The organism is Streptomyces sp. NPDC006551, from assembly GCF_040611675.1.
Taxonomy (GTDB): domain Bacteria; phylum Actinomycetota; class Actinomycetes; order Streptomycetales; family Streptomycetaceae; genus Streptomyces.
Genome location: NZ_JBEXOT010000071.1, coordinates 1 through 21,001 on the forward strand (window position 1 = coordinate 1; position 21,001 = coordinate 21,001).

The window sequence follows — 21,001 nt, forward strand, 5'->3', positions numbered from 1 at the left end:
AAGCGGCCGAGGAGCACCGCGCCGACGTCATCGGCATGTCGGGCCTGCTGGTCAAGTCCACGGTGATCATGAAGGAGAACCTGGAGGAACTGAACCAGCGCGGCCTCGCCGCCGACTTCCCGGTCATCCTGGGCGGCGCCGCACTGACCCGCGCCTACGTCGAGCAGGACCTCCACGAGATCTACCAGGGAGAGGTGCGCTACGCCCGCGACGCGTTCGAGGGACTGCGGCTCATGGACGCCCTGATCGCCGTCAAGCGCGGCGTCCCCGGCGCCGCGCTCCCCGAGCTCAAGCAGCGCCGGGTCGCCCAGCGCGCCACGGCCCTCGAGGTCGCCGAGCCCGAGCCGGGCGGCCGCTCGGACGTCGCCACCGACAACCCCGTCCCCACCCCGCCGTTCTGGGGCACCCGCGTCGTCAAGGGCATCCCGCTCAAGGACTACGCGAGCTGGCTCGACGAGGGCGCCCTCTTCAAGGGCCAGTGGGGCCTCAAGCAGAACCGGGCCGGTGACGGGCCCTCGTACGAGGAGCTCGTCGAGACCGAGGGCCGGCCGCGGCTGCGCGGCTGGCTCGAGCGGCTGCACACCGAGAACCTGCTCGAGGCGGCGGTCGTCCACGGCTACTTCCCGTGCGTCTCCAAGGGCGACGACCTGATCCTGCTCAACGAGGACGGCTCCGAGCGCACCCGCTTCACCTTCCCGCGCCAGCGCCGCGGCCGGCGTCTGTGCCTGGCGGACTTCTTCCGCCCGGAGGAGTCGGGCGAGACCGACGTCGTCGGCCTCCAGGTCGTCACCGTCGGCTCGAAGATCGGCGAGGCCACCGCCAAGCTCTTCGAGTCCGACTCCTACCGCGACTACCTCGAGCTGCACGGCCTGTCCGTCCAGCTCGCCGAGGCCCTCGCCGAGTACTGGCACGCCCGCGTCCGCGCCGAGCTCGGCTTCGCGGGCGAGGACCCGGCCGACGTCGAGGACATGTTCGCGCTCAAGTACCGCGGCGCGCGCTTCTCCCTCGGCTACGGCGCCTGCCCCGACCTGGAGGACCGGGCGAAGATCGCCGAACTGCTGCGGCCCGAGCGGATCGGCGTCCAGCTCTCGGAGGAGTTCCAGCTCCACCCCGAGCAGTCCACCGACGCCATCGTCATCCACCACCCCGAGGCGAAGTACTTCAACGCGCGCTGAGCGACACCGCGACGCACGTGACGGCGCAATTACCGGCGCCCCGCATGATCGGGACGTACACTTGTCGGTCCAGCGCAGGCCGGTCGCCCTCTCCGTACCGGGGAGGGAGGCCGGCCTTCTCGTCCCTCCATGGAGGTGTGCCGGATGACCAGTACGGTCCCCGCGTCCCTGATCCACGCCAACGGAAGCTCCGCCCTGCAGGCGGTCTTCCTCGACATGGACGGCACCCTGGTCGACACGGAGGGGTTCTGGTGGGACGCGGAGGTCGAGGCCTTCGCCGATCTCGGGCACCGGCTGGACGAGACCTGGCGCGACATCGTCGTCGGCGGGCCCATGACCCGCAGCGCGGGGTACCTCATCGAGGCCACCGGCGCCGACATCACGCTCGCCGAGCTGACCGTCCTGCTCAACGAGAAGTTCGAGCAGCGCATCGACCGCGGTGTGCCGCTGATGCCGGGCGCGGAGCGGCTGCTGGCCGAGCTGGCCCGTCACAACATCCCCACCGCCCTGGTCTCCGCCTCGCACCGCCGCATCATCGACCGTGTCCTGGCCTCGCTCGGTGCCGACCGCTTCGCCCTCACCGTCGCCGGAGACGAGGTCGCCCGCACCAAGCCGCACCCCGAGCCCTACCTCACGGCCGCGCGCGGGGTCGGCGCCGAGCCGACGCTGTGCGCCGTCATCGAGGACACGGCGACGGGCGTGGCGGCCGCGGAGGCGGCCGGCTGCCGGGTGGTCGCCGTGCCCTCCGTGGCCCCGATCGCGCCGTCCGAGGGCCGTGTCGTCGTACGGTCGCTCGAGGACGTCGACGTGCCCTTCCTGCGAACCCTGATCACCGGACCTTGATCACCCACTGATCAACGGGCCGCGATCATTTGAGCTCTCTCTGAGCTTTCCGTGAACTTTCTCGGGGCCTCTTCCGAATGCGCTCACGGAAAAGCGCGGCGCGTGACCGTGCGTCATCCGCCGCCGTACCGGATTGTCGACGGGGTTGTATTCCGGCCATCCGCCGAGAAGCCAATCGCGTGACCTTGGTCACGCAGCGTGCCGACCGGCGGGTGGCCTTCGTGCGCCCCATGTCCGGATCGCGGGGATTGGGTCCTACCCGTGTGTCCTGATTCGCGCACTCCGTAACGAAACATTCCGGCGCATGACTATAGGGCCCGCCGCATTCATGATCACTATGCGATAACTCATCGAGCCGCCCTCGGTCCGGCAATAGCTGCGGCGCCCACTAATCTTTCGCGAGTACTTCGCCGCACCCTCCGAGTGCCCCGGCGCATACCCAAGTCGCCGCGAACACAGGACCGATCGCTCACCATCCCGGCCCGATCTCCCGCCCCGACCGGGCGGCAAGCGGCGGAGTGTCCGTACCCGCTGTATCCCAGTGCCGGATGAGGAGAACGACCCCGATGAACCGCAAGACTCTGGTGCTGCCGGCCCTGGCCGCCGGACTGCTCGCCCCGCTGCTCGTCTCATGCGGCGGCTCGGACGACACCGGAGCGATCGTCGTCGGCACCACGGACCAGTTCGTCGCCACCGACGAGGCCCCCGCCCCCCTCGACCCGGCCTTCGCCTACGACACCGGCGCCTGGAACATCCTGCGGCAGACCGTCCAGACTCTCCTGCACGTGCCGCGCGGCGGCGGCGAGCCCGTCCCCGAGGCCGCCGAGAGCTGCGGCTTCAGCGACCGCGCCAGCGAGAGCTACCGCTGCACGCTGCGCGAGGGACTCACCTTCGCCGACGGCACCCCCATCACCGCCGAGGACGTCAAGTTCTCCGTCGAGCGCGTGCTGGCCATCAAGTCCGACAACGGAACGGCCGCCCTCCTCGCCAACGTCGACACCGTCGAGACCAACGGCGAGCGCGACATCGTCTTCCACCTCAAGACGCCCGACGCGACCTTCCCGTACAAGCTCTCCACCCCGGTCGCCGGCATCCTCAGCAAGAGCAAGTACAGCGCCGACAAGCTGCGCGAAGGCTTCGACGTCGACGGCTCCGGTCCCTACGCCATGAAGGTCGAACGCGACGGCGAGAAGATCGCCAAGGTCGTGTTCACCAAGAACCCGAACTACAAGGGCGACATCACCCTGCGCAACGACCGGGTCGAGCTGCGCTCCTTCGCCGACGCGGAGACCATGGGCAAGGCGCTCCAGGATCGCCAGATCGACATGATGACCCGCTCCATGTCGCACGAACAGATCAAGGAACTCACCGAGAAGCCCCAGGAGGGCATCGAGCTCACCGAGGTCCCCGGTCTGGAGATCCGCTACCTCGCGTTCAACACCGAGGACCCCTCCGTCAAGGACGCGGCCGTCCGGCAGGCCGTCGCCGCCGTCGTCGACCGCGGCGAAATCGTCAACGACGTCTACGGCCCCACCGCCAAGCCGCTCTACTCGCTGGTGCCCTCCAGCGTCACCGGGCACTCCACCGCCTTCTTCGACGCCTACGGCGAGCCCAGTGCCGCCAAGGCGGCAGGCATCCTGCGCAAGGCCGGCATCGACGAGACCGTCGAACTGACCCTGCACTACACCAACGACCACTACGGCTCCGGTACGAAGAAGGAGTTCGAGGCGCTGCGCGACCAGCTCAACGCCACCGGACTCTTCGACGTCACCCTCGAAGGCACCGAGTGGTCCAAGTTCCGCCCGGCGCAGAAGCGCGGCGACTACGCCGTCTACGGCCTCGGCTGGTTCCCCGACTTCCCGGACCCGGACAACTACGTCGCGCCGTTCCTCGACGCCGACAACTTCCTCAACACCCCCTACGTCAACAAGGCCGTACGCGACACGCTGATCCCGCAGTCGCGCCGCTCGGCCGACCGCACCGCCGCGAGCCCCGTCTTCGGTCAGATCCAGAAGATCGTCGCCAAGGACGTGCCCGTCCTGCCGTTGTGGCAGGGCAAGCAGTACGTCGCCGCACGCGACGACCTGACCGGCGTCGAATGGGCGCTCAACACCTCCTCGGACCTGCTCCTGTGGGAGCTCGCCCGGGGCACCGCCTGACCCCCTCACCCAGCTCGGTTACACCGGCGGCGCACGGCGCGCGGCCGGCCTGGCAAGAGATCAAGAGGCAAGTTCTGTGAAGCACAACAAGTGGCTGACGGCCCCGCTCGCCGCGGGTCTGTCCGCCGCCCTGCTCAGCGGCTGCGGCGCGGAGCAGGGCGGGGACTCCGGCGGCACCGGCGGCAGCGTCCGTGTCGGCATGTCCGACGAGATCCTCGCCACGGATCCGGCCGCCGGATACGACCCCGGCTCCTGGCTCCTGTTCAACAACGTCTTCCAGTCCCTCCTCAGCTTCCCGAAGGGGACCTCCGCGCCCGAGCCGGAGGCCGCCGAGGAGTGCGCCTTCGAAGGCGGCAGCAAGGTCTACCGCTGCACCCTGCGTGAGGGCCTGACGTTCTCCAACGGCAACCCCCTCACGTCGGAGGACGTCAAGTTCTCCTTCGAGCGGGCGCTGAAGATCGACGACCCCTCGGGCCCGGCGCCCCTGCTCTCGACGATCGACTCCATCGAGACCCCCGACGCCCGGACCGTCGTCTTCCGCCTCAAGGTCCCCGACGCCACCTTCCCGAGCAAGATCGCCTCGGGCGCGGGCTCCATCGTCGACCACCGCGAATACGCCGCCGACGGGCTGCGCACCGACGGCAAGGCCATCGGCTCCGGCCCGTACAAGCTGGACTCCATCAGCGACACCGAGGCCGTCTTCTCCGTCAACAGCGGCTACAAGGGCAGCGCCAAGCCGCAGAACGGCGGCGTCAGCCTCAAGCTCTACGGCGGTGACCGCGAGGCCCTCTCCAAGGCCCTCGCCGCCGGCGACATCGACGTCGCCTACCGTGGCCTCGCCGCCGACGACATCGCCGCCCTCGAGACCTCCGAGACCACGGACGACAAGGGCATCGAGATCGTCCAGGGCTCCAGCGCCGAGGTCCAGCACCTGGTCTTCAACGTCAAGGACCCCGTCGTAGGCAAGCTCGGCGTCCGCCAGGCCATCGCCCACCTCGTCGACCGCGAGGCCCTGGTCCAGGACGTCTACAAGTCCACCGCCACCCCGCTCTACTCGATCGTCCCGGCCGGCATCGCGGGCCACAACACCGCGTTCTTCGACACCTACGGCAGCCCCGACGCCGCCAAGGCGAAGAAGGCGCTCCGCAAGGCCGGCATCACCGACAAGGTGAAGCTCACCCTCTGGTCCACGCCCAGCCGTTACGGCCCCGCCACCGACCAGGAACTCAAGGCGATAGCCGGCCAGCTCAACGCCAGCGGCCTGTTCGAGGCCGACGTGAAGTCCGTCGAGTTCGAGCAGTACGAGAAGGACATCGAGGCCGGCAAGTACGGCGTGTACGTCAAGGGCTGGGTGCCCGACTACCCCGACGCCGACAACTTCACCGCCCCGTTCTTCGGCGAGGGCAACGTCCTCGGCAACAACTACGAGAACGCGACCATCACCGGCCGCCTCATCCCGAAGACCTCGGCCGCGGCCGACCGTGCCTCCACGGCCGCCGACTTCGGCAAGCTCCAGGACATCGTCGCCGAGGAACTGCCCCTCCTCCCGCTGTGGCAGGGCAAGCAGTACGCCGTCACCCGCGACAACGTCACCGGCCTGGAGTGGACCCTGGACGCCTCCACCGTCTTCCGCTTCTGGGAGATCAAGAAGAGCTGACGGTCCGTCCGGCCCCGCCCGGCGGAAGGGCCCGGCGCGCACCTCGCGCGCCGGGCCCTTCCGCCGTTCGTACCGCTGTACCGCGCTGTTCCGCCCGTACCGCTATTGGGCGCCCGGGCGGACCAGACCGCTCTCGTACGCGTACACCGCCGCCTGCACCCGGTCACGCAGGCCGAGCTTCGTCAGCACATGCCCCACATGCGTCTTCACCGTCGTCTCGCTGACGAACAGGTCCGCCGCGATCTCCGCGTTCGACAGACCTCGCGCCACCAGCTTCAACACCTCGACCTCACGCTCCGTCAGGGTGTTCAGCGTGTCCGGCACCTGCTCGTCGCCCGAGGGAAGATGCGCCGAGTACTTGTCGAGGAGCCGCCGCGTGATCGACGGTGCCAGCATCGCCTCACCCGCCGCCACCACCCGGATCGCCTGCACCAGTTCGTTGGCCGGAGCGTCCTTCAGCAGGAACCCGCTGGCCCCCGCCCGCAGCGCCTCGACCACGTACTCGTCGAGATCGAACGTGGTCAGCACCAGCACCTTCGCCGGTCCGTCCCGGCCCGGCCCGGTGATCTGCCGCGTCGCCTCCACGCCGTCCATCCGCGGCATCCGGATGTCCATCAGCACCACATCGGGCTGGAGGGCCCGCACCTGGTCCAGGGCCTGAAGACCGTCCCCGGCCTCACCGACGACCGCGAGGTCCTGCTCCGCCTCCAGAATCATCCGGAAGCCGGTGCGCAACAGCGGCTGGTCGTCGACCAGTAGGACGCGGATAGCCACAGGAACTCCTTCAGGGGGCGGGCCGGACCGGATCCATTCTGCCCTGACCCGATTCGCCCGACTCCGGCGGGCGCGCGGAAACGATCTCCAGCGGATACACCGGGGGAGTCCCGCCGAACTCGGGGCACACCTCCTGGTGGTCGCACCAGCCGCACAGCTTCGTCGGCCGCGGCCGCCAGTCGCCCGTCTCCGTCGCCTCCCGGATCGCCTCCCACAGCGCGAGCAGCTTCCGCTCCACCCGCAGCAGATCCGCCTCGACCGGGTCGTACGTCAGCACGTCGCCACTGCCGAGGTACACCAGCTGGAGGCGGCGCGGCACCACCCGCTTCCACCGCCAGATCACCAGCGCGTAGAACTTCATCTGGAACAGCGCGCCCTCGCTGTACTCCGGCCGAGGCGCCTTGCCCGTCTTGTAGTCGACGATCCGCACCTCGCCCGTCGGCGCCACGTCGATCCGGTCGATCACCCCGCGCAGCCGCAGCCCCGACTCCAGCTCCGTCTCCACGAACAGCTCGCGCTCGGCCGGCTCGAGGCGCGTCGGATCCTCCAACGTGAACCACCGCTCGACCAGCCGCTCCGCCTCGCTCAGCCAGCGCGCGAGCCGCTCACCCTCCGCGTCCTGCGCGAACAGCTCGCCCAGCTCCGGCTTCGACTCGAGCAGCCGGTCCCACTGCCCCGGGATCATCGCCTTCGCCCGCGGCGCCGTCCGCTCCACCGCCGGATCGTCGAACAGCCGCTCAAGCACCGCGTGCACCAGCGTGCCCCGTGTCGCCGCCTCACTCGGCTTCTCCGGCAGCCTGTCGATCACCCGGAACCGGTACAGCAGGGGACACTGCATGAAGTCGCTCGCCCGCGAAGGGGACAACGACGTGGGCGTCCGGGGCCCCACCGGAGGCTGCTCGCTCGTACTCATGACTCAGACCCTACGGCCCGCCACCGACAGCGAGCGGAATACCATCGACGGCAGAGCCCGTCGCACTGCATGATCGAACCGTGACGCAGTGACTCGGGTCATGCAGTTCGGCGACGAAAGGAACCCGTGAACCAGGACGACGAGCGCGGCGACAAGCACCGGCCGCAGTCCGGCGAAGCGGAATCGAAGCCCGCGGCACCGAACCCCACCGGAGGCCTCGCCGACATGAGCGCGGACAAGCCCCGGCGCGCCGAGGAACCCGGCGGCGGACTCCTCATGGGCCGCCCCTTCGGCGTGCCCGTCTACGTCGCTCCCAGCTGGTTCCTGGTCGCGGCCCTCATCACCTGGGTCTTCGGCGGCCAGATCGAGCGGGTCCTGCCCGACCTCGGCGCCGCCCGCTACCTCGTCTCCCTGTTCTTCGCCATCGCCTTCTACGCCTCCGTCCTGGTCCACGAGCTCGCCCACACCGTCGCCGCGCTCCGCTTCAAGCTCCCGGTGCGCCGCATCCAGCTCCAGTTCTTCGGCGGCGTCTCCGAGATCGAGAAGGAGACCGAGACCCCCGGCCGCGAATTCGTCCTCGCCTTCGTCGGCCCCCTGCTCTCCCTCGTCCTCGCGGGCCTCTTCTACCTCTCCCTGTACGCCGTCGAGCCCGGCACCGTCCCCGGCGTCCTGCTCGCGGGCCTGATGATCTCCAACCTGATCGTCGCGATCTTCAACCTGCTGCCCGGCCTCCCCCTCGACGGTGGCCGCATGCTCCGCGCCGTCGTCTGGAAGATCACCGGCAAGCCCATGAGCGGCACCGTCGCCGCCGCCTGGGTCGGCCGCGCCCTCGCCGTCGCCGTCCTCATCGGCCTGCCGCTGCTCACCCGCACCGGGCTCCTCGGCAACTCCACCGACGACATCAGCGGCATGGACACCGTCACCGACGCGCTCCTCGCAGCCATCCTCGCCGCCATCATCTGGACCGGCGCCGGCAACAGCCTGCGCATGGCCCGGCTGCGCGAGCACCTGCCCGAGCTGTGCGCCCGCACCCTCACCCGCCGCGCCATCCCCGTCGAACCCGCCACACCGCTCTCCGAAGCCCTGCGGCGCGCCAACGACGCCGGCGCCCGCGCCCTCGTCGTCGTCGACGGCCACGGCAGCCCCACCGGTCTCGTCCGGGAGACCGCCATCGCCGGCGTCCCCCAGCACCGCCGCCCCTGGGTCGCCGTCAGCGGCCTCGCGCAGGACCTCACCGACGGCATGAGGGTCCCCGCCGAACTCACCGGCCAGCCCCTCCTCGACCACCTCCGTGCCAGCCCCGCCACCGAGTACCTCGTCGTCGAGGACACCGGGGAGATCTACGGCGTCCTGTCCACCGCCGACGTGGAACGCGCCTTCGTCCGGGCCATGGCAAGACCCTCCTCATAACCCCGGTACTCTGGTCACATGTCCGAACCGACCGGTGCCGCCCGCCGTCGCGGGCCCTTCAAGGTCGGGGACCAGGTCCAGCTCACCGACCCCAAGGGACGCCACTACACGTTCACGCTCGAGGCCGGGAAGAACTTCCACACCCACAAGGGTTCCTTCCCCCACGACGAGCTGATCGGTGCTCCCGAGGGCAGTGTTGTCCGTACCACGGGAAACGTCGCCTACCTCGCGCTGCGCCCCCTGCTCCCCGACTACGTCCTGTCCATGCCCCGCGGCGCAGCCGTGGTCTACCCCAAGGACGCGGGGCAGATCCTCGCCTTCGCCGACATCTTCCCCGGCGCGCGCGTCGTCGAAGCCGGTGTGGGCTCGGGCTCGCTCAGCAGCTTCCTGCTCCGCGCCATCGGGGACAGCGGCATGCTGCACTCCTACGAGCGCCGCGAGGACTTCGCCGAGATCGCCAAGGGCAACGTCGAGCGCTACTTCGGCGGCCCCCACCCCGCGTGGCAGCTGACCGTCGGCGACCTCCAGGACAACCTGTCCGACACCGATGTCGACCGCGTCATCCTGGACATGCTCGCCCCCTGGGAGTGCCTCGACGCCGTCTCCAAGGCGCTCGTCCCGGGCGGCATCCTCTGCTGCTACGTGGCCACCACCACCCAGCTCGCGCGCACCGTGGAGTCCATCCGCGAATTCGGCTGCTACGCCGAACCGCAGCCCTGGGAATCCATGATCCGCAACTGGCACGTCGAGGGTCTCGCCGTCCGCCCGGACCACCGGATGATCGGCCACACCGGCTTCCTCGTCACCGCCCGCCGCCTGGCCGACGGAGTCGAGCCGCCCATGCGCCGCCGCCGCCCCGCCAAGGGTGCCTACGGCGAGGACTACGAAGGCCCCAACAAGGGCTGAGTCCGCGGCCTGACGATCCGACAACGAACGCGCGCCGCCGCCCAGTTCCCGCCCCCCGGCGGGAACTGGGCGGCGGCGGCTTCACGTTCGGCATCTTCGCGCCCGCACCCCCGCGGCCCTCACCCCGGCTGTTCCACCCTCCTGTGACGTGTGGCACGATGCCCGCAACTCCTTCCGCGCCGCCCTCACAGGAGACTTCTCGCGTGCAGCCCTCCGCCGTCCCGGACCTCGCGCACACCCACGCCCGGCCGGTGCACTGGCTGGCCACCGCGACCGCGATGGCCGCCGTCGTAGCGGCCGCGGGCCTGCTGCAGCCCGGCGCCGCGACCGCCACCTCCGCGGGCGGACCCCAAGCCGCCCCCGCCGCCGCGCCCGCCCCGGACGCCCGCACGGCCACCTACCCCCTGGAATGCGGCGGGGCACCCAGCACCGTCGCCCGGCAGGCCCGCGGCGACCTCGACGGTGACGGACATCCCGAAACCGTCGCGATCGCGCACTGCGAAGCCGGCTCCGGCACGCCTCCCAGCGGGCTCTACGTCCTCACCCGGGGCAAGGACACCGGCGCGCGCGTGGCCGCCACCCTCGTGGAACCCGCGCAGCAGAAGAACGTCACCGAGCTCGCCGTACGGGACGGGAAGGTCGCCGCCACCCTCCTCGGCTACTCGTCCCCGGACGTCCCGAGCTGCTGCCCCGACGAGCGGGAGCGCGTCGAATGGCACTGGAAGGGCGGCGCGTTCGTCCGCACCGCCCTCGCCGAACCCGTCGGCATGTGAACCACGCGCCGTGCGCGCGCGGTCACTCCGCGTCGGGGCCGTACACCTCGACACTGTCCGAAACCCGGCGTACATGGATGCAGTCGCCCGGGCACTCCTTCGCGGAATCCACCACGTCCCGCAAGAGCGGCAACGGCACCGGCGTCGTCGCCCCCGGATCCTGCAGAAGCTCGTCGTCCGCGCTCTTCACATAGGCCAGACCGTCGATGTCCAGCTCGAAGACCTCGGGCGCGTACTGCACGCAGATGCCGTCCCCGGTGCAGAGATCCTGGTCGATCCAGACCTCCAGCGCCTCGCCGGCGCCCGTCGTCGGGGCCTCGTGCCGCACGGTCATGTCTCCTGCCGTTCCTGAGCTTCTGAAGAGATCGTTCTGCTAAGTCCGGCCAACCCTGGCGGGTGTTGGCCACCGACGACGATACAACCGCCCGCTTTCCGATGTTGATGGGTGGGTATTCCCCTGGCGTGAGGGGAAGCGCAAGGGTGAAGATCGGACACGTCCCGGAGTCTTTGTGATCTAGGGGTTTCAATCACCACCCACGCAGGTAGGGTCAGGAAGCGTCCAGCTCCCCTTGGAGGAGGTGAGGACCGTGGCAGCCCACGACGATGACATCAACCGCGGCATCCGGCCGGGGCGGGGGTCTGAAGACCCCGCCGGTCAGGTTGCCTATCTCGAGCAGGAAATCGCCGTCCTGCGCCGCAAGCTCGCCGACTCTCCGCGTCATACGAGGATTCTCGAAGAGCGGATCGTCGAGCTGCAGACCAACCTGGCCGGCGTGTCCGCACAGAACGAGCGGCTCGCCAACACACTCCGTGAGGCCCGCGACCAGATCGTGGCCCTCAAGGAGGAGGTCGACCGGCTCGCACAGCCACCGGCAGGCTTCGGTGTCTTCCTGCAGGCCAACGAGGACGGCACCTGCGACATCTTCACCGGGGGCCGCAAGCTCCGGGTGAACGTCAGTCCCAGCGTCGAGCTCGACGAGCTCCGGCGCGGCCAGGAAGTCATGCTCAACGAAGCGCTCAACGTGGTCGAGGCCATGGAGTTCGAGCGCGCCGGGGACATCGTCACCCTCAAGGAGATCCTCGAGGACGGCGAGCGCGCCCTGGTCATCGGGCACACCGACGAGGAACGGGTGGTCAGGCTCGCCGAGCCGCTGCTGGACATCACCATCCGCCCCGGCGACGCCCTGCTGCTCGAACCCAGGTCCGGCTACGTCTACGAAGTGGTTCCGAAGAGCGAGGTCGAAGAACTCGTCCTCGAAGAGGTCCCGGACGTCGACTACAACAAGATCGGCGGCCTGGGCAACCAGATCGAACTGATCCGCGACGCGGTCGAGCTCCCGTACCTCTACCCGGACCTCTTCAAGGAGCACGAACTGCGGCCGCCGAAGGGCATCCTGCTCTACGGCCCGCCAGGCTGCGGCAAGACGCTCATCGCCAAGGCGGTGGCCAACTCCCTTGCCAAGAAGGTCGCCGAGGTGACCGGCCAGCCCGCCGGGAAGTCCTACTTCCTGAACATCAAGGGCCCCGAGCTCCTCAACAAGTACGTCGGTGAGACCGAGCGGCACATCCGCCTCGTCTTCCAGCGTGCCCGGGAGAAGGCGAGTGAGGGCACCCCCGTCATCGTCTTCTTCGACGAGATGGAATCCCTCTTCCGCACCCGCGGATCCGGAGTCAGCTCGGACGTGGAGAACACCATCGTCCCCCAGCTGCTCGCCGAGATCGACGGTGTGGAAGGCCTGGAGAACGTCATCGTCATCGGCGCCTCCAACCGCGAGGACATGATCGACCCCGCGATCCTGCGGCCCGGCCGGCTCGACGTCAAGATCAAGATCGAGCGTCCGGACGCGGAGGCCGCGAAGGACATCTTCGCGAAGTACCTCACGCCGTCGCTGCCGCTGCACGCGGACGACCTCTCCGAGCACAACGGTTCCAAGGAAGCCGCCGCGCACGGAATGATCCAGTCGGTCGTGGAACAGATGTACGCCGAATCCGAGGAGAACCGCTTCCTCGAGGTCACCTACGCCAACGGTGACAAGGAAGTCCTCTACTTCAAGGACTTCAACTCCGGAGCGATGATCCAGAACATCGTCGACCGGGCCAAGAAGATGGCCATCAAGGCATTCCTCGACCACAACCAGAAGGGCCTGCGCGTCTCCCACCTCCTCCAGGCATGCGTGGACGAGTTCAAGGAGAACGAGGACCTGCCCAACACGACCAACCCGGACGACTGGGCCCGAATCTCCGGCAAGAAGGGCGAGCGGATCGTCTTCATCCGCACGCTCGTCACCGGAAAGCAGGGCGCCGACACAGGTCGCTCCATCGACACGGTGGCGAATACCGGTCAGTACCTGTAGATCGCGACCCGGCTGCGGATGTCCGGACCACGGGCATCCGCAGCCGGGCCCTTTTCCCCCAGCCATCACGAGCAAAAGACGTATTCGATCTCCCCACCGGCGCGGAGTCGCTCTAGGCTCTTCGGTACCGCCGAATCGCGCAGTGCGGGGACGGCACCGCACGCACGAGGAAGAGCGGTACTTGAGCGCCGCACCCGAAGGGGGAGCGCCGCCGGGCAAGGAGGGCCGCATGACCGTACGGCGAGTAATGGGCATCGAAACGGAGTACGGGATCTCCGTTCCGGGGCACCCGAACGCCAATGCCATGCTCACCTCGTCCCAGATCGTCAACGCCTACGCGGCGGCGATGCACCGGGCGCGCCGCGCCCGCTGGGATTTCGAGGAGGAGAACCCCCTGCGGGACGCCCGAGGCTTCGACCTCGCCCGCGAAGCCGCCGACTCCAGCCAGCTCACCGACGAGGACATCGGCCTGGCCAATGTGATCCTCACCAACGGAGCCAGGCTCTACGTCGACCACGCCCACCCGGAATACAGCGCCCCCGAGGTCACCAACCCCCGCGACGCCGTCCTGTGGGACAAAGCCGGCGAACGGATCATGGCCGAGGCCGCCGAACGGGCCGCCCAGCTCCCCGGCGCCCAGCCGATCCACCTCTACAAGAACAACACCGACAACAAGGGCGCCTCCTACGGCACGCACGAGAACTACCTGATGAAGCGGGAGACCCCCTTCTCGGACATCGTGCGCCACCTGACCCCGTTCTTCGTCTCCCGGCAGGTCGTCACCGGCGCCGGCCGCGTCGGCATCGGACAGGACGGCCGTGACCACGGCTTCCAGATCAGCCAGCGGGCCGACTATTTCGAGGTCGAGGTCGGCCTGGAGACCACCCTGAAGCGGCCCATCATCAACACCCGTGACGAGCCGCACGCCGACGCCGAGAAGTACCGCCGCCTCCATGTGATCATCGGCGACGCCAACCTCTCGGAGATCTCCACCTACCTCAAGCTGGGCACCACCGCCCTGGTCCTGTCCATGATCGAGGACGGGTTCATCAACGTCGACCTCGCCGTGGACCAGCCGGTACGCACCCTCCACGACGTCTCCCACGACCCCGGCCTCGCTTATCTGATCACCCTGCGCAGCGGCCGGACACTCACCGCGGTGCAGCTCCAGATGGAGTACTTCGAGCTGGCCAGGAAGTACGTCGAGGAGCGCTTCGGCGCGGACGCCGACGACCAGACCAAGGACGTCCTGGTCCGCTGGGAGGACACCCTCAACCGGCTCGAGAACGACCCGATGAGCCTGGCCGGCGAGCTGGACTGGATCGCCAAGCGGGAGCTGATGGAGGGCTACCGCCGGCGCGACGGCCTGGAGTGGGACGCGGCCCGGCTGCACCTCGTGGACCTGCAGTACGCCGACGTGCGCCCCGAGAAGGGCCTGTACAACCGTCTCGTGGACCGTGGGCGCATGAAGCGGCTCCTGACCGAGGAGGAGGTCCAGCGGGCCGAGACGAAGCCTCCTGAGGACACCAGGGCCTATTTCCGGGGCCGCTGCCTGGAGCAGTACGCGGACGACGTGGCCGCCGCGTCCTGGGACTCGGTGATCTTCGACCTGCCGGGCCGCGACTCGCTCCAGCGGGTGCCCACCCTGGAGCCCCTGCGGGGCACCCGGGACCACGTGAAAGAACTCCTGGACCGGTGCAGGACCGCGGAAGAACTGGTCCGCGTCCTCTCCGGCGGCTGAAATGGCCGGGTACTGGGAATCATGGAACTGGTGCCCGGGCGTTGCAGCGACCGCGGGGCCGATGTCAGACCCGCCTTGTAGGGTCTGATCTTGAGAGACCCAACCGAGCGGGCCGATTCGAGCGGGGTGAGGATATGGCGACCAAGGACACCGGCGGCGGACAGCAGAAGGCGACGCGTTCCACGGAGGAGGTCGAGGAGACCGCCACCGAGGAAAGCTCCGACCTCAAGGAGCGCCAGGAGAAGCTGAGCGACGACGTCGACTCCGTCCTGGACGAGATCGACGACGTCCTCGAGGAGAACGCCGAGGACTTCGTCCGGTCTTTCGTTCAAAAGGGCGGACAGTAAGAGCGATCCACCTTCGAAACGAAGGTGGGGGCTGGTCGGCGGACGGACGTCACGGGGATCGCGCGCGGTGCGGCTGAGAACGCCCGCGCGCGGCCTTCGTTCCGGCGGGCCGCTCCGCCCTCCTGGGGGCTCACGGGGGGAATCACCGGAGCCGACGAACCCCGCGGCTGCCCGGTCCGATCATGTTGATCACCGTCACATGGCGGGTAGGGTCCGTGGCGTACTGTGCTTCAACTGCAATTCGGCCATCGGCATGTTGGGAGACGTTCCCGACTCTCCGCGTCGGGCCATCTCATACTTGGAGGGACACGCGTGGAAGCCAACACTCGTAGCACCGGGCGTCTACCAGCTGCCTTCCTGACGCCGGGATCGTCCTCGTTCATGGACTTCCTCTCCGATCACTCGCCGGAGCTCCTCCCACGCAACCGCACGCTGCCGGACGGGATCGTCGAGGCGCCGCACGGCACCACGATCGTGGCCGTCACGTTCCCCGGCGGGGTCGTGCTCGCCGGTGACCGGCGCGCGACCATGGGCAACATGATCGCGCAGCGCGACATCGAGAAGGTCTTCCCGGCCGACGAGTTCTCCGCCGTCGGCATCGCCGGTACGGCCGGGCTCGCCGTGGAGATGGTCAAGCTGTTCCAGCTGGAGCTCGAGCACTTCGAGAAGGTGGAGGGGACGACCCTCTCCCTCGAGGGCAAGGCCAACCGCCTGTCCACCATGATCCGCGGCAACCTCGGCATGGCCATGCAGGGCCTCGCCGTCGTCCCGCTGTTCGCCGGCTGGGACGAAGGCAAGGAGAAGGGCCGGATCTTCTCCTACGACGTGACGGGCGGCCGCTCGGAGGAGCACGGCTTCGCGGCCACCGGCTCCGGTTCGATCTTCGCCCGGGGTTCCATGAAGAAGCTCTACCGTCCCGACCTGACGGAGGAGCAGGCCACCACGCTGGTCGTCCAGGCGCTGTACGACGCGGCCGACGACGATTCGGCGACCGGCGGGCCGGATCTGTACCGCAAGATCTACCCCATCGTCACCGTCATCACCGACGAGGGCTTCCGCAGGCTCACCGAGGCGGAGTCCTCGGCGCTCGCCCGCTCGGTCACCGATCGGCGTCTGGAGCAGCCCGACGGGCCGCGCGCCGCGCTGCTCTGACCTCTCCTCGTCCGCAGAATCCCAGAAGAAAGGGACGGATAGCCGGTGTCGACTCCGTTCTACGTCTCACCCCAGCAGGCCATGGCCGACCGGGCGGAGTACGCCCGCAAGGGCATCGCCCGCGGCCGCAGCCTGGTCGTCCTCCAGTACACCGACGGGATCGTCTTCGTCGGCGAGAACCCCTCCCGTGCGCTGCACAAGTTCAGCGAGATCTACGACCGGATCGGCTTCGCCGCGGCCGGCAAGTACAACGAGTACGAGAACCTCCGTATCGGCGGTGTGCGCTACGCCGATCTGCGGGGCTACACCTACGACCGGGACGACGTGACGGCCCGGGGCCTCGCCAACGTCTACGCCCAGACGCTGGGCACGATCTTCTCCAGCGCGGGGGAGAAGCCGTACGAGGTGGAGCTGGTCGTCGCCGAGGTGGGCACGGAGCCCGAGGGCGACCAGATCTACCGTCTGCCCCACGACGGTTCGATCGTGGACGAACACGGCTCGGTCGCGGTCGGTGGCAACGCCGAGCAGATCGGCAGCTTCCTCGATCAGCGCCACCGGGACGGGATGTCCCTGGCCGAGGCGCTGAAGCTGGCGGTCCAGGCGCTGTCCCGGGACACCAACGGCAGTGAGCGGGAGATTCCGGCGGAGCGGCTCGAGGTGGCGGTCCTGGACCGCACGCGCCCGCAGCAGCGCAAGTTCAAGCGGATCGTCGGACGGCAGCTGGTCCGCCTGCTGGAGGCGGACAACGCGGCGATCGCCAAGACCGACGAGCCCTCGGACGAGATTCCGGAGGACACGGAGGAGTAACTCCTTCGTCGAGCCCGTACGGACGGCCCCGGCCCGCACCCCGCGGACCGGGGCCGACGTCTGTGCCGGCGTGCGCGCCGACCGGTCAGGCCGCGGGTGGAGGGCCGGAGGAGCCCCGGGCCATCAGAGTCACCGGGAGGTCGCCGGGCTCGGGCGGCCGGCCGGCCAGGACGGCGAGGAGGGCCGCCATACCGCGTTCGCCGATGCGTTCGGCGGGGAGGCGGACGGTGGTGAGCTCCGGTTCGACGGCGGTCGCGAGGGCGAGGTCGTCGAAGCCGGTGATCGAGACGTCCTCGGGAACCCTCAGACCGAGCCGGCGGGCCGCCTTGCAGGCACCGGCGGCCAGAATGTCGTCGTCGCAGACGATCGCGGTCGGCCGCGGGCCGGGCCCGGTGAGGGCCTTTTCGGCGGAGGTGCGGGCGCCGCTGACGTCGAGCGGCGCGCGGACGGTGCGTACGGACACCTCGCGCAGGGCGTCGGCCAGGGCCGCGCCGCGTACGTCGAAGGTCCAGGACGGCACCGCCGAGGCGAGGTGGACGAACCGGCGGTGCCCGAGGGCGAGCAGGTGCCCGGTCACCTGACGCATGCCGTCCGCGATGTCGAGATTGACGTGCGCGGCGGCGCCGGTGTCGGCGGGATCGCTGTCCAGCATCACCAGGGGCAGGTCCGTGCCGCGGAAGGCTTCGAGGGCGTCGGCCGCCATGGAGGAGGCGATGACGCCGTCGAGGGCCGCGCGGGCGGAGGCGAAGGGGTCCCTGGCCGGGCCGACGCCCTCGGGGGAGGGGTAGAGGACCACACCGAAGCCGTGCCGGGCGGCGACGGTGGCGGCGCCGGTGTAGACGCGGGCGAAGAACTCGTTGGTGAGTGCCGGGACGACGAGCAGTGCGGTCCGGGTGCTGCCGAGCCGCAGGTTACGGGCGGCGAGATTGGGGCGGTAGCCGAGGCCGCGGGCCGCTTCCCGTACGGAATCCGCCGTGCGTTCGGAGACCCGCCCGCGCCACTTGTCGCCGAGGACGAGGGAGACGGTGGCCTGGGACACCCCGGCGGCGCGGGCGACGTCCCGGCTGGTGGGCCGCGTTCCGCCGGGAGATTCCGGGGTGTGCACTCATGCCTCCGCGAGAGACGGTCCGTTCCCGCGGGGTGGACCGGCGGGCTGGGGCCATGGTACGTATGACTCAGGAAGTTATACGTAAAACCTCGGGTGGAACGCCGGGGGAGAGGAGACCGACATGGCCACCGAGGCCACGGCGAGCGGCGGCTATCGCGACATCCTCAGGGCACCGCACGCCCTGCGGCTCCTCACCGGCACCCTGGTCGGCCGGCTTCCCAACGGCACCGGTCCGATCGCGGCGGTGGTCTTCACCCGCGCCGAAGGCGGCAGCTACAGCCTCGCCGGAGGGCTCGTCGCGGCCTACGGCATCGCCACCGCCGTGGGCCAGCCCCTCCTCGGCCGCGCGGTCGACCTGAAGGGGCAGCCGCGCGTGCAGCTGCCCGCCGCGATCGTCTCCGCCCTCGGCATGGCGGTCCTCGCCCTGGCGGGGATCGGCAACATCGCCCTCGCCTACGCCGCGATCGTCGTCGCGGGGCTCTTCACGCCGCCCCTCGAAGGCGGGCTGCGGGCCCTGTGGCCGAGCGTCCTGGGCCGCGAGGACCGGGTCCACCGGGCCTACGCCCTGGACGCCGTCGCCCAGGAGGTCATGTTCACCGTCGGCCCCCTCCTCGTGACCCTGTTCGTCGCGCTGTGGTCGCCGGCCGCCGCCCTCCTGGTCATCAACGTCCTCGGTGTCCTCGGCGCCCTGTCCGTCGTCCTGTCGGAGCCCTCGCGCGCGTGGCGCTCGGATCCACGTGAGGCACACTGGCTAGGCGCCCTGCGCTCGCCCGGCCTGCTCGCCCTGCTCGGCTCGTTCTTCTTCGTCGGACTCGCGCTCGGCTCCATCACCGTCGCCGGTCTCGCCTACGCCGACGACCGGGGCAACGCGTCCGCCTACGGCTGGATCATGGCCGCCCTGGGCCTCGGCGCCCTCGTCGGCGGCGTCTTCTACGGTGCCCGCCAGTGGGCCGGCGCCCCCGAGAAGCGGCTGCGCGTCCTCGTCGGCCTGCTCGCGCTGGGATACCTGCCGCTGATGCTCACGCCCGGTGTCGTCCCGATGACGGGGCTCGCCGCGCTCTCCGGGGTCTTCCTGGCTCCGGCGCTGGCCTGCGGCTTCATCGTGGTCGACCGGCACGCGCCCAGCGGTACCGTCACCGAGGCGTTCTCCTGGCTCGTCACCACCTTCGGCGTCGGGGCGGCCCTCGGCTCGGCCGTCGCGGGGCCCGCCGTCGAACTCGCCGGGACCACCGCGGGCTTCGCCGTGGCCGGTGCCGGCGGTCTCGTGGCCCTGCTGGTCCTGCTCGCCACCGGAAGAGTCCTCACCGTCCCCGGGCCCGGTGTGCGACACGCCGTCAGCGCCGGAAGCGCCGACCCCGGCCACACCGAAAAGAACACGCACTCATCGGAAAATGATCGAAACGGGGCCGCCCAACCCGGTTTCAGCTCAGGCCATCAGGCGTAATGTTCAGACATGGACCGCCGCATTTTCGGGCTGGAGAACGAGTACGGCGTCACGTGCACGTTCAGGGGACAGCGCCGACTGTCTCCTGACGAAGTGGCGCGCTACCTCTTCCGCCGTGTCGTGTCATGGGGCCGCAGCAGCAATGTCTTCCTGCGGAACGGCGCCCGCCTGTACCTCGACGTGGGTTCGCATCCGGAATATGCAACGCCCGAATGCGACAACGTGACCGAACTGGTCACGCACGACAAGGCCGGCGAGCGCATTCTCGAAGGCCTGCTCGTCGACGCCGAACGCCGCCTGCATGAGGAGGGAATCGCCGGCGACGTCTATCTCTTCAAGAACAACACCGACTCGGCGGGAAACTCCTACGGCTGCCACGAGAACTATCTCGTCGCCCGCCACGGAGAGTTCTCCCGGCTCGCGGACATCCTCATTCCGTTCCTGGTCACGCGACAGCTCATCTGCGGCGCCGGAAAGGTGCTGCAGACCCCGCGCGGCGCGGTCTACTGCGTCTCGCAGCGCGCCGAGCACATCTGGGAGGGCGTCAGCTCGGCGACCACCCGCTCCCGGCCCATCATCAACACCCGCGACGAACCGCACGCGGACGCCGAGCGCTACCGCCGCCTCCACGTCATCGTCGGTGACTCGAACATGTCCGAGACGACCATGCTCCTCAAGGTCGGTGCCACCGACCTCGTTCTGCGCATGATCGAGGCGGGCACGGTCATGCGTGACCTGACGCTGGAGAACCCCATCCGGGCGATCCGCGAGGTCAGCCACGACATCACCGGCCAGCGCAAGGTCCGCCTCGCCAGCGGCCGTGAGGCCTCCGCCCTGGAGGTCCAGCGCGAGTACTACGAGAAGGCCGCGGACTTCGTCGACCGCCGCGGCATCCGTACGGGTACGGTCGCGCAGGTCCTGGAGCTCTGGGGCCGGACCCTGGACGCCATCGAGGCCGAGGACCTCGACCGTATCGGCACCGAGATCGACTGGGTCATGAAGTACAAGCTCATCGAGCGGTACCGGGCCAAGAACAACATGACCATGTCGCACCCCCGGGTCGCCCAGATAGACCTCGCTTACCACGACATCCACCGTCGGCGCGGGCTCTACTACCTCCTGGAGAAGAAGGGCCAGGCCGCCCGGATCTGCAACGACCTGAAGATCTTCGAGGGCAAGTCCGTGCCCCCGCAGACCACCAGGGCGCGGTTGCGCGGCGACTTCATCCGCCGCGCCCAGGAGCAGCGGCGGGACTTCACCGTCGACTGGGTCCACCTCAAGCTCAACGACCAGGCGCAGCGGACGGTGTTGTGCAAGGACCCCTTCCGGTCGGTCGACGACCGGGTGGAGAAGCTGATCGCCGGAATGTGATCCGGTGAGCCGTTGACCGAAGTGGCCGGGGGGGGGGGGGGGGGGAGGGCGGCGCAGGCCCGGCGCG

18 protein-coding genes and 1 pseudogene are annotated in these 21,001 nt (G+C 69.6%); 15 read left to right on the plus strand and 4 right to left on the minus strand.

All coding sequences use genetic code 11. The annotated features are described in order from the left end of the window. The 4 genes from ABZY12_RS33125 to ABZY12_RS33140 form a co-directional block, all read left to right on the plus strand. Window positions 1–1,175: vitamin B12 dependent-methionine synthase activation domain-containing protein (locus ABZY12_RS33125; RefSeq protein WP_356896956.1), on the plus strand; the 1,175-nt coding region annotated here is incomplete at its 5' end. Window positions 1,176–1,319: 144 nt separating this feature from the next. Beyond that, a complete protein-coding gene (locus ABZY12_RS33130; protein WP_356896958.1) occupies window positions 1,320–2,018 on the plus strand; it encodes an HAD family phosphatase in 699 nt (232 codons plus the stop codon). A gap of 566 nt (window positions 2,019–2,584) precedes the next feature. Further along, window positions 2,585–4,177, plus strand: a complete 1,593-nt coding sequence (locus ABZY12_RS33135) for an ABC transporter substrate-binding protein (protein ID WP_356896960.1) — start codon at window positions 2,585–2,587, stop codon at window positions 4,175–4,177. A 76-nt stretch (window positions 4,178–4,253) separates the two neighbouring features. After that, window positions 4,254–5,834 (plus strand): ABC transporter substrate-binding protein, encoded by a 1,581-nt coding sequence (locus tag ABZY12_RS33140; protein ID WP_356896962.1) that lies wholly within the window; start codon window positions 4,254–4,256, stop codon window positions 5,832–5,834. Between the two features lie 102 nt (window positions 5,835–5,936). On the opposite strand, the gene ABZY12_RS33145 is transcribed toward ABZY12_RS33140, so the two are convergent. Both ABZY12_RS33145 and ABZY12_RS33150 read right to left on the minus strand, forming a co-directional pair. Continuing rightward, complete coding sequence (locus ABZY12_RS33145; RefSeq protein ID WP_356896964.1) at window positions 5,937–6,608, minus strand: response regulator transcription factor; 672 nt, start codon at window positions 6,606–6,608, stop codon at window positions 5,937–5,939. 10 nt (window positions 6,609–6,618) lie between these two features. After that, on the minus strand, window positions 6,619–7,521 hold the full coding sequence (locus ABZY12_RS33150; RefSeq protein WP_356896966.1) for a RecB family exonuclease: 903 nt from the start codon (window positions 7,519–7,521) through the stop codon (window positions 6,619–6,621). Window positions 7,522–7,647: 126 nt separating this feature from the next. Here ABZY12_RS33150 and ABZY12_RS33155 point away from each other — a divergent pair, with 126 nt between their 5' ends. The 3 genes from ABZY12_RS33155 to ABZY12_RS33165 all read left to right on the plus strand — a co-directional run bounded on the left by ABZY12_RS33155 (window position 7,648) and on the right by ABZY12_RS33165 (window position 10,610). Further along, entirely contained in the window at window positions 7,648–8,931 is a 1,284-nt protein-coding gene (locus ABZY12_RS33155) for a site-2 protease family protein (protein WP_356896968.1), read from the plus strand. 18 nt (window positions 8,932–8,949) lie between these two features. Beyond that, entirely contained in the window at window positions 8,950–9,837 is an 888-nt protein-coding gene (locus ABZY12_RS33160; protein ID WP_356896970.1) for a tRNA (adenine-N1)-methyltransferase, read from the plus strand. 203 nt (window positions 9,838–10,040) lie between these two features. Continuing rightward, window positions 10,041–10,610, plus strand: a complete 570-nt coding sequence (locus ABZY12_RS33165; RefSeq protein WP_356896972.1) for a hypothetical protein — start codon at window positions 10,041–10,043, stop codon at window positions 10,608–10,610. A 22-nt stretch (window positions 10,611–10,632) separates the two neighbouring features. On the opposite strand, the gene ABZY12_RS33170 is transcribed toward ABZY12_RS33165, so the two are convergent. Continuing rightward, a complete protein-coding gene (locus ABZY12_RS33170) occupies window positions 10,633–10,944 on the minus strand; it encodes a ferredoxin (protein ID WP_356896974.1) in 312 nt (103 codons plus the stop codon). 253 nt (window positions 10,945–11,197) lie between these two features. Here ABZY12_RS33170 and arc point away from each other — a divergent pair, with 253 nt between their 5' ends. The 6 genes and pseudogenes from arc to prcA all read left to right on the plus strand — a co-directional run bounded on the left by arc (window position 11,198) and on the right by prcA (window position 17,011). After that, the gene (gene arc / locus ABZY12_RS33175) at window positions 11,198–12,964 is read left to right on the plus strand and encodes a proteasome ATPase (RefSeq protein WP_356896976.1); all 1,767 of its coding nucleotides are present in this window, start codon (window positions 11,198–11,200) and stop codon (window positions 12,962–12,964) included. 229 nt (window positions 12,965–13,193) lie between these two features. Next, window positions 13,194–14,705: a depupylase/deamidase Dop gene (gene dop / locus ABZY12_RS33180; RefSeq protein WP_356896978.1), complete on the plus strand. Its 1,512-nt coding sequence runs from the start codon at window positions 13,194–13,196 to the stop codon at window positions 14,703–14,705. Window positions 14,706–14,839: 134 nt separating this feature from the next. After that, window positions 14,840–15,052, plus strand: coding sequence for a ubiquitin-like protein Pup (locus ABZY12_RS33185; RefSeq protein WP_356896980.1), 213 nt, complete (start codon window positions 14,840–14,842; stop codon window positions 15,050–15,052). Window positions 15,053–15,221: 169 nt separating this feature from the next. Beyond that, window positions 15,222–15,413 (plus strand): annotated as a pseudogene (locus ABZY12_RS33190) (endonuclease domain-containing protein); the annotation flags it as partial. Then, entirely contained in the window at window positions 15,365–16,204 is an 840-nt protein-coding gene (gene prcB / locus ABZY12_RS33195) for a proteasome subunit beta (protein WP_356896982.1), read from the plus strand. The pseudogene ABZY12_RS33190 and the gene prcB, both read left to right, overlap by 49 nt. A gap of 45 nt (window positions 16,205–16,249) precedes the next feature. After that, window positions 16,250–17,011: a proteasome subunit alpha gene (gene prcA, locus ABZY12_RS33200; protein WP_356896984.1), complete on the plus strand. Its 762-nt coding sequence runs from the start codon at window positions 16,250–16,252 to the stop codon at window positions 17,009–17,011. 85 nt (window positions 17,012–17,096) lie between these two features. On the opposite strand, the gene ABZY12_RS33205 is transcribed toward prcA, so the two are convergent. After that, window positions 17,097–18,116 carry a LacI family DNA-binding transcriptional regulator gene (locus ABZY12_RS33205; protein ID WP_356896986.1) on the minus strand — a complete coding sequence of 340 codons (1,020 nt, stop codon included), beginning with the start codon at window positions 18,114–18,116 and terminating at the stop codon, window positions 17,097–17,099. Window positions 18,117–18,240: 124 nt separating this feature from the next. Here ABZY12_RS33205 and ABZY12_RS33210 point away from each other — a divergent pair, with 124 nt between their 5' ends. Then, window positions 18,241–19,563, plus strand: a complete 1,323-nt coding sequence (locus tag ABZY12_RS33210; protein ID WP_356896988.1) for an MFS transporter — start codon at window positions 18,241–18,243, stop codon at window positions 19,561–19,563. A gap of 9 nt (window positions 19,564–19,572) precedes the next feature. Continuing rightward, window positions 19,573–20,934, plus strand: coding sequence for a Pup--protein ligase (pafA, locus tag ABZY12_RS33215; RefSeq protein WP_158985679.1), 1,362 nt, complete (start codon window positions 19,573–19,575; stop codon window positions 20,932–20,934). Window positions 20,935–21,001: the final 67 nt, after the last annotated feature.

Excerpts from the sequence above, each read along its gene's own strand:
- dop (WP_356896978.1), top strand. The coding sequence starts at position 13,194 with ATGACCGTACGGCGAGTAATGGGCATCGAAACGGAGTACGGGATCTCC.
- pafA (WP_158985679.1), top strand. The coding sequence starts at position 19,573 with ATGGACCGCCGCATTTTCGGGCTGGAGAACGAGTACGGCGTCACGTGC.
- ABZY12_RS33160 (WP_356896970.1), top strand. The coding sequence starts at position 8,950 with ATGTCCGAACCGACCGGTGCCGCCCGCCGTCGCGGGCCCTTCAAGGTC.
- ABZY12_RS33130 (WP_356896958.1), top strand. The coding sequence starts at position 1,320 with ATGACCAGTACGGTCCCCGCGTCCCTGATCCACGCCAACGGAAGCTCC.
- ABZY12_RS33150 (WP_356896966.1), bottom strand. The coding sequence starts at position 7,521 with ATGAGTACGAGCGAGCAGCCTCCGGTGGGGCCCCGGACGCCCACGTCG.
- ABZY12_RS33210 (WP_356896988.1), top strand. The coding sequence starts at position 18,241 with ATGGCCACCGAGGCCACGGCGAGCGGCGGCTATCGCGACATCCTCAGG.
- ABZY12_RS33135 (WP_356896960.1), top strand. The coding sequence starts at position 2,585 with ATGAACCGCAAGACTCTGGTGCTGCCGGCCCTGGCCGCCGGACTGCTC.
- ABZY12_RS33170 (WP_356896974.1), bottom strand. The coding sequence starts at position 10,944 with ATGACCGTGCGGCACGAGGCCCCGACGACGGGCGCCGGCGAGGCGCTG.
- ABZY12_RS33185 (WP_356896980.1), top strand. The coding sequence starts at position 14,840 with ATGGCGACCAAGGACACCGGCGGCGGACAGCAGAAGGCGACGCGTTCC.